Annotated in this window: 4 protein-coding genes; all 4 read right to left on the reverse strand. The window is 54.1% G+C overall.

The window, feature by feature from the left end:
* Positions 1–263 precede the first annotated feature (263 nt).
* A complete protein-coding gene (gene rnc, locus JUJ53_RS19680; protein WP_204153735.1) occupies positions 264–950 on the reverse strand; it encodes a ribonuclease III in 687 nt (228 codons plus the stop codon).
* 20 nt (positions 951–970) lie between these two features.
* Complete coding sequence (locus tag JUJ53_RS19685) at positions 971–1,234, reverse strand: HNH endonuclease (protein WP_204153736.1); 264 nt, start codon at positions 1,232–1,234, stop codon at positions 971–973.
* A 416-nt stretch (positions 1,235–1,650) separates the two neighbouring features.
* Entirely contained in the window at positions 1,651–3,960 is a 2,310-nt protein-coding gene (locus JUJ53_RS19690; protein WP_204153737.1) for a caspase family protein, read from the reverse strand.
* A gap of 71 nt (positions 3,961–4,031) precedes the next feature.
* Positions 4,032–5,941, reverse strand: a 1,910-nt coding sequence (locus JUJ53_RS19695) for a CHAT domain-containing tetratricopeptide repeat protein (RefSeq protein WP_204153738.1), incomplete at its 5' end; no start/stop codon positions are given.

Here is a 5,941-nt window from a genome sequence, read left to right on the forward strand (position 1 = left end):
TGATGTAAGCGGGAGGTTCTCATCGGTTTATGTGGTTGTGTGGTAACTTTCACAATAAACCGGAAACGCCCTTCTACCAAGGGCTGAACCTCCCTCCCTCAACACTTTTGTCAGTCAACCAGCATAACAGCTTCATGAGATCTTTCTCAGCCCCTATCCGACTTCAGACAAACGATGGTCTATCCCAATCTCAGGAACCACAGGGTAGGGGCCAAGTTAAAGACGTTAGCTCATCAGCTACAGCAACAACGTCAGCGATCGCCTCAATCCAGCAGTCCTCGCTTCCTCAATTTAGCTAAACCATCTTCAGCAGCCTTTTTCTCAGCATCTTTTTTACTACGACCTTTGCCTGTACCACAAAGCTTTCCTTCAACATAAACTTGAGAGATAAATTCAGGAGCATGATCAGCACCGCCCAATTTTTCTGTAACATAGTTGGGCGGTGTATGCGCTCCATTTTTTTGCATAAACTCCTGAAACTTATTTTTGGAATCTATCGTCGAACGAATGGTCATCATCTCTTTGGGCACAGACGTAAAAAGTTCTTCAACGAGGGGACGCAGCACCTCAATATCTCGCTGATGATCCAGGTAATAAGCCCCAACCACTGCCTCAAACGTACTGCTTAGAAGATTTGTATTTTGGTAACCACCATCACGAATAGCTCCTTGCCCTAATCGCATTCTAAAATCTAAGCCAACTTCAATGGCAAATCTAGCAAGCTGCTTTTCATCAACTAGGGCCGACCGTCGTCGGGTCATCTCATCTTCTCCCATCTCAGGATAAACCTGGTAGAGATACTCACCGCTGATAAAGTTGAGAATGGCATCACCGAGAAATTCTAGGCGCTCATTATCTCCATCTGCGTCAGAATTCTCGTTAGAATACGAACGATGAGTGAGCGCCCGGCGTAGAAGTTTTTCGTCGTTAAACATCAAAAGCTTATGCATTTATTTCACCTGCCGAGTGACTAAGATTTGCTGGGATGTGAAGGGACTTGAGGTGGATAAAGGCTATCCCCACGGGAGTGGTTGCAGCGAGAACAAGCCAGTCGCAGATTCTCCAAAGAATTTGAACCGCCTCGACTTTTCGGCTTTAGATGATCAAGCGTTAATTGTTTTGCGGGCAAGCAACGTCTACACCACCACCAACATGAACCGAATTCATCAATCAACCGAGCTTTCTTAGCTCTTTTTTGCTTAGAAGTCATGGGAGACTTTCCTTTGCTAAACATTAGGTAGCATAGGAATACCAAGGATGAGCGATCAGACCCTTACTCAAAAGGGACTAGAACTCTTTTTGTCTGCTGATCAACGTCTCAAGCACACCATCTTCAAGCCTCACACTGGCGCATGTCTAACATACTGAACCAGTGACTACCTACTATGGATATCCCACCTTCAGATAATCGCTGAGCCAGAGCGCTGGACATGCATCAATCTGAGGAATGGAGATAGTGCGCATGAGACGAACATCTAGACATTGATATTCGTCTGCATACCTTAATCAAAGCACGGGCAATTTTGAACGTCAAGGCCAAAAATTGTTTTTCATCAACCAAGTTAATCACCTGAGGGCGATCGCCCTCTCCCGTACTATGTGACTTGGAAAAAGCGATCGCCCCCTACTATCCGATATCAATCTGGTAATTTACCCACGAATTTCGATCATGGTTGAAAATGCAGCTAGTACATCTGTGTCTAAAGCCCGTTGAGTACTACCTGTGACGGTTGTAATTGTCGCATCCCCCGACCCTCGATCTCTAGATAAGTTATCGATGTCTCCGAGCAGCCCTTCAATTACCGTGAGAGGCTCATCGTTCTCAAGCTGGATAAAACTACGCTGAACGCCTCGACTGCGGGCCATGGCTTCCAGCCCGCGCAATACGTTACGCAAGGGCGACGTACTGACCAGCGTCACTAGTTGAATATGACCAGAGCCGCTGACGGCAAACCGCAAATCATCCTGGGGACGGGGGACTGTCAGGCTGTCATTTCGATTAATGCGGGCAGCCTCCTCTGGGGCTTCCCAGTCGGCGGGATATAGGGTGATAAAGTTACCCAAGCTGTCAATTGCTAAGCAGCTTAGATACATTTCCCGGTTTTCTTGGTTATCGAGGCGAATTAAGATATCTTCCCCGGCCCGAAATGGCATGGGTGTGGTGGTTACCCTGGGATTGGTGTTGCCTAACCCAGAACGACTGGAGATGGGCACGGGTGTGCCCACACCACTGGACGTGAAGACTTCGCCGCTAATCTGTAAATCGGAATGGGTGCTGGCAATGCCGTCTAGGACTTGGCTCACCAGCAACAGCCGAAACTGGGAGCGCAGACGGTTGACCGCAGCAACCCCTGTTTCATTAACCCGACCAAAAAGATGCGTTAAGGGAGATAATGATGGTGTAAATAAGCCAATGCTGCCTAGGGGCGGTAGATTGGTTTCACCAGCGTCGCGGAGCTGCTCGGCATAGGTTTCGGTCATGCGTCCCAAAATGTAATCGAGGGTGGTAGAGCCTGTTGGGTCAACGGGAAGGACTTCAATGCGGTTGACGTTGCCCGCCATCAGAGCTGTTTCTAGCGCCGTGCGGGTTGAGTCCATGTCATCTTCGAGGGAATCGTCTAGCCCAATGCGTAGAACTGGGTTGGCGGGAATGCCTACGACTCGTTCCCGCAGAAGCTGGCCCTCTTCTAGCTGTGGGAGGTCGCCCGCTTCGACCACGGTGCCGATGCCTTCAAGACCAGAACGATCACTCTGCTGAATCTCAATGGGGGTGCCGTCAGATCGGGTCAAAACCTGCCCATCGGCCCCCAAGACGGTGAAGACCGTATTGAGGGCGGTGATGTTTTGCACGGAGACGCCCCCAAGCCAAAAGGCGATTTGGTCTCCTGTGATATTGGTAATCACGGCTTCAGCGGTGGGGCTGCTGGGGTTCATGAAATAGAGCGGCTGGGCTTGGTTGGCGGAGCCGGGCTTAAACTCAATGATCGGCTCTTGGGGATGGGCCTGCCGCTCGGCCAAGGCGCGGGTACTGCGGGCTAGGTTGACAAAGGTAGTTTCGGCGGTTTCGCTGCGGGAAAGCTGCCACAGGTAGCGGGTAAGGAGGTAAGTAAAGGCACCGGCATGGAATCCTTCAAAGAAATAGTCGAGGGCGAGCTGTTCGCGGCGGGCGGAACCGATGGCCATACCATTGGCAATGCCGAGCTGACGGCGGACTTCAAAGTCCTCGGGGCTGATATCGGCATCAGCCAGGAGTCGCATCTGCATATCAAGTTCTGCTTCGCTAACCGTGGACGACCCGTGAGTGAGTCGAGGAATGGCTCGGACAACGGTGTTGCCCCTGGTGCCTGCGCCGGAATAGCAGCTATCTAACACCATCGTGACGTTGTCGGTTTGGATGGCATTGGTGAGCAAAAAGAGCGATCGCCCCATAATATCTGCCACCACCGACGTTTCTCCATCGCTGCGCAACGTTACCGGGTCGTTGGGTACCAAGGTGCCGTTGAGATGACAATTATCGTCTTGGCGGCATTCTTCGGTATCGAGGGGGCTAGGGTCGATCACCCGTGACCCATGGCCCGAAAAGTGAAATACCACCACGTCTCCGGGTTTAGCCTGGGCGATCAGGTGCTCCTGAAATGCTCGTAGAATATTTTCGCGGCTAGGCTTGAGGTCGTTGGTGCTGGCATTGTCCCACACGGATACGATATCGCTGGGATTGAAGCCAAATCGATGGATCAGCAGTTCTCGTTGGAGTTCAACATCGGTCAAACAACCGCGCAACGGATTCGCTGTGGTGTAGTTATTAATGCCCACGAGTAAAGCCAGCTTACGGGGCGTTCCCTGGGCCAAGACTCGACCATACTGATTCGCTTGGGTAAGAAAATCTAGTTGACTGAGGCCCATGGCGGCCAGGGTGGAGCCAGCAGCTTGCAAAAAGTGACGACGTTTGAGTCTAGTCATGGGAGGTTAGTAAGAATAAGGGTGAATAAGAAATGTGAGGGCTAGATGATGATGTAGATGAATCCATGGGATTAGAGTTGCGCAGGCTGTGAAGCGCCATCCAACGGACGCCAATCGCCGGAGAAGAGAAAGGAAGACCAGTAGTAGGGATGGGCATAGGTCGGTGCAGTTAGTAGGTCTAGCTGCACCTGTCGTAGGGACTCACTGCGATCGTCGCCGTTGAGGATGCGATCGTAGTAGAGCTGCATAAGCTCAGCAGTGGCGTAGTCATCAACTTTCCACAAGCTCATGAGCTGACTTTCCGCTCCCGCCATCACAAGGGCGCGCCGCAGGCCATACACGCCTTCCCCCGTCGCCACAGCTCCCACTCCCGTTTCGCAGGCGCTCATTACCACGAGGCGAGTGCCCCGCAGACGCAGCCCGGCGGCCTCTAGAGCCGTGAGCACGCCGTCTTCCCCGGCGCTCGCCCTGATGTTGAACCCGGCGAAGGCTAAGCCAGAGCGGAGGAGGGGATTTTCGCGGCTTACAACTGGCGGACGTAGGGCTGAGCCATCACCGGTGAAGGTGGGGATGATGGTGGCGGAGCGGGTGTCGTCTGGAGGGGGCACGGCCTCGACATCTTCGAGGAAAAAGCCGTGGGTGGCGATGTGGAGGATGCTGGGCCCTTGGACTTGCTTCAGCGCCGCTTCGCTGGCGTCGGCGTCGGTGAGGATAACGGGGTTGTTGAGCAGAGGGGCGATCGCATCTACCTCTAGCTGGGTGCCAGGCAGGGGGCCAAACTGCAAGCTGCCCATATCCCCCGATCGCTGCAACTCACCCCGCGTAGCGCTGGCCACCAAGGCCGCTCCGGCTCCATCAGCGCGGTCATAGTCGGGGTTGGCAAACACGATGGGGGGCTGCTGACTAGATGCGGTCACCTGCAAGCGCAGCAGGTCGCGGCCAGTCGTGAGGTGGGTGAGGGTATAGGATTCAACCAAAAATTGGTCTTGCTCATCGACTAGGGCCGCGAAAGGCACGAGGTTGAGCTGGCTGTCGGGGGAGAGCAGCAGGTGGGTGGCATTGCCCAGGAGTGGACGCAGCGGCTCCATCACCAGGGCATCGAGGGCACGTCCGGTGGTGCGGGCTGTGGTGCCCGATGCTGGATTGCGCACGGCGTTGAGGAAATCCAAGGCGGCGGCATCAAGGGTGGCGGCATCCCCCAACTCCACCCATTGCAAGTCTCCCGTGGGGTGCAGCACATAGGCTGCATAGCGGGGAGCGCCCCATTGGTCTGACCGGCTGGCAGCCGCGTCAAATGGGAAATACTGCACAATTTCTACTAGGGCTGAATTGGTGGGCAGCAGGGCCTGGACGGCAGCGATCTCGACCGGCTCTGTTTCCACTCGAAACTCGGCACTGCGGCGAGAGAGGTCATTTTCGAGACGATTGACCGTTTGCCGCAAGCCATCAACCTGGCGGCGATAGTCGGCGGGGTCTTGTGCGCCCAAGCCCCGGTAGAGCAGGGCGGCAAGCTGACTTTGGGCGAGGGCATAGTCATCGAGAACCAGGGCAATGTCGGGGCTGAGGTTTTGCCGCAGGCGTTGCTGGGTGTCGGTGAGTGCATCGAGGATCCGCCCTTTGCGGCGCAGGAGGGTGGTGAAGGCCAGGTGAGCCGCATCTCGGTTGTCGGGTGCATCTTGGAAATGGAGAGATAGGGCTCCATTTGTTGTGCCTGAAATAGTGGACATGTAGGCCTGTTTGCTATCTTCAGAACCAATGGCAAGATTCAGGCTGAGGTTGGCTTCTTGAATGTCTAATCCTTGTTGGAGATAAGCTAGTGCTGTATCGATCCTTCCTTGATTCTGATGCAGCCCAGCCAGGTTGTTGAGGCTGTTGGCCACAGAAGGATGGCGATCGCCCAACTGCTCCCGGGAAATCTCTAGGGCTTGTAGGTAGAGGAGTTCGGCTTCACCATAGTGCCCTTGTGCCTCATACAGCACTG

It is taken from the genome of Leptolyngbya sp. CCY15150 (genome assembly GCF_016888135.1).
In the GTDB taxonomy this organism is placed as follows: Bacteria; Cyanobacteriota; Cyanobacteriia; order RECH01; family RECH01; genus RECH01.

What these genes read in the sequence shown, in the direction of transcription:
- rnc (WP_204153735.1), bottom strand. Translation starts at nt 950, where the DNA reads ATGCATAAGCTTTTGATGTTTAACGACGAAAAACTTCTACGCCGGGCG.
- JUJ53_RS19685 (WP_204153736.1), bottom strand. Translation starts at nt 1,234, where the DNA reads ATGTTTAGCAAAGGAAAGTCTCCCATGACTTCTAAGCAAAAAAGAGCT.
- JUJ53_RS19690 (WP_204153737.1), bottom strand. Translation starts at nt 3,960, where the DNA reads ATGACTAGACTCAAACGTCGTCACTTTTTGCAAGCTGCTGGCTCCACC.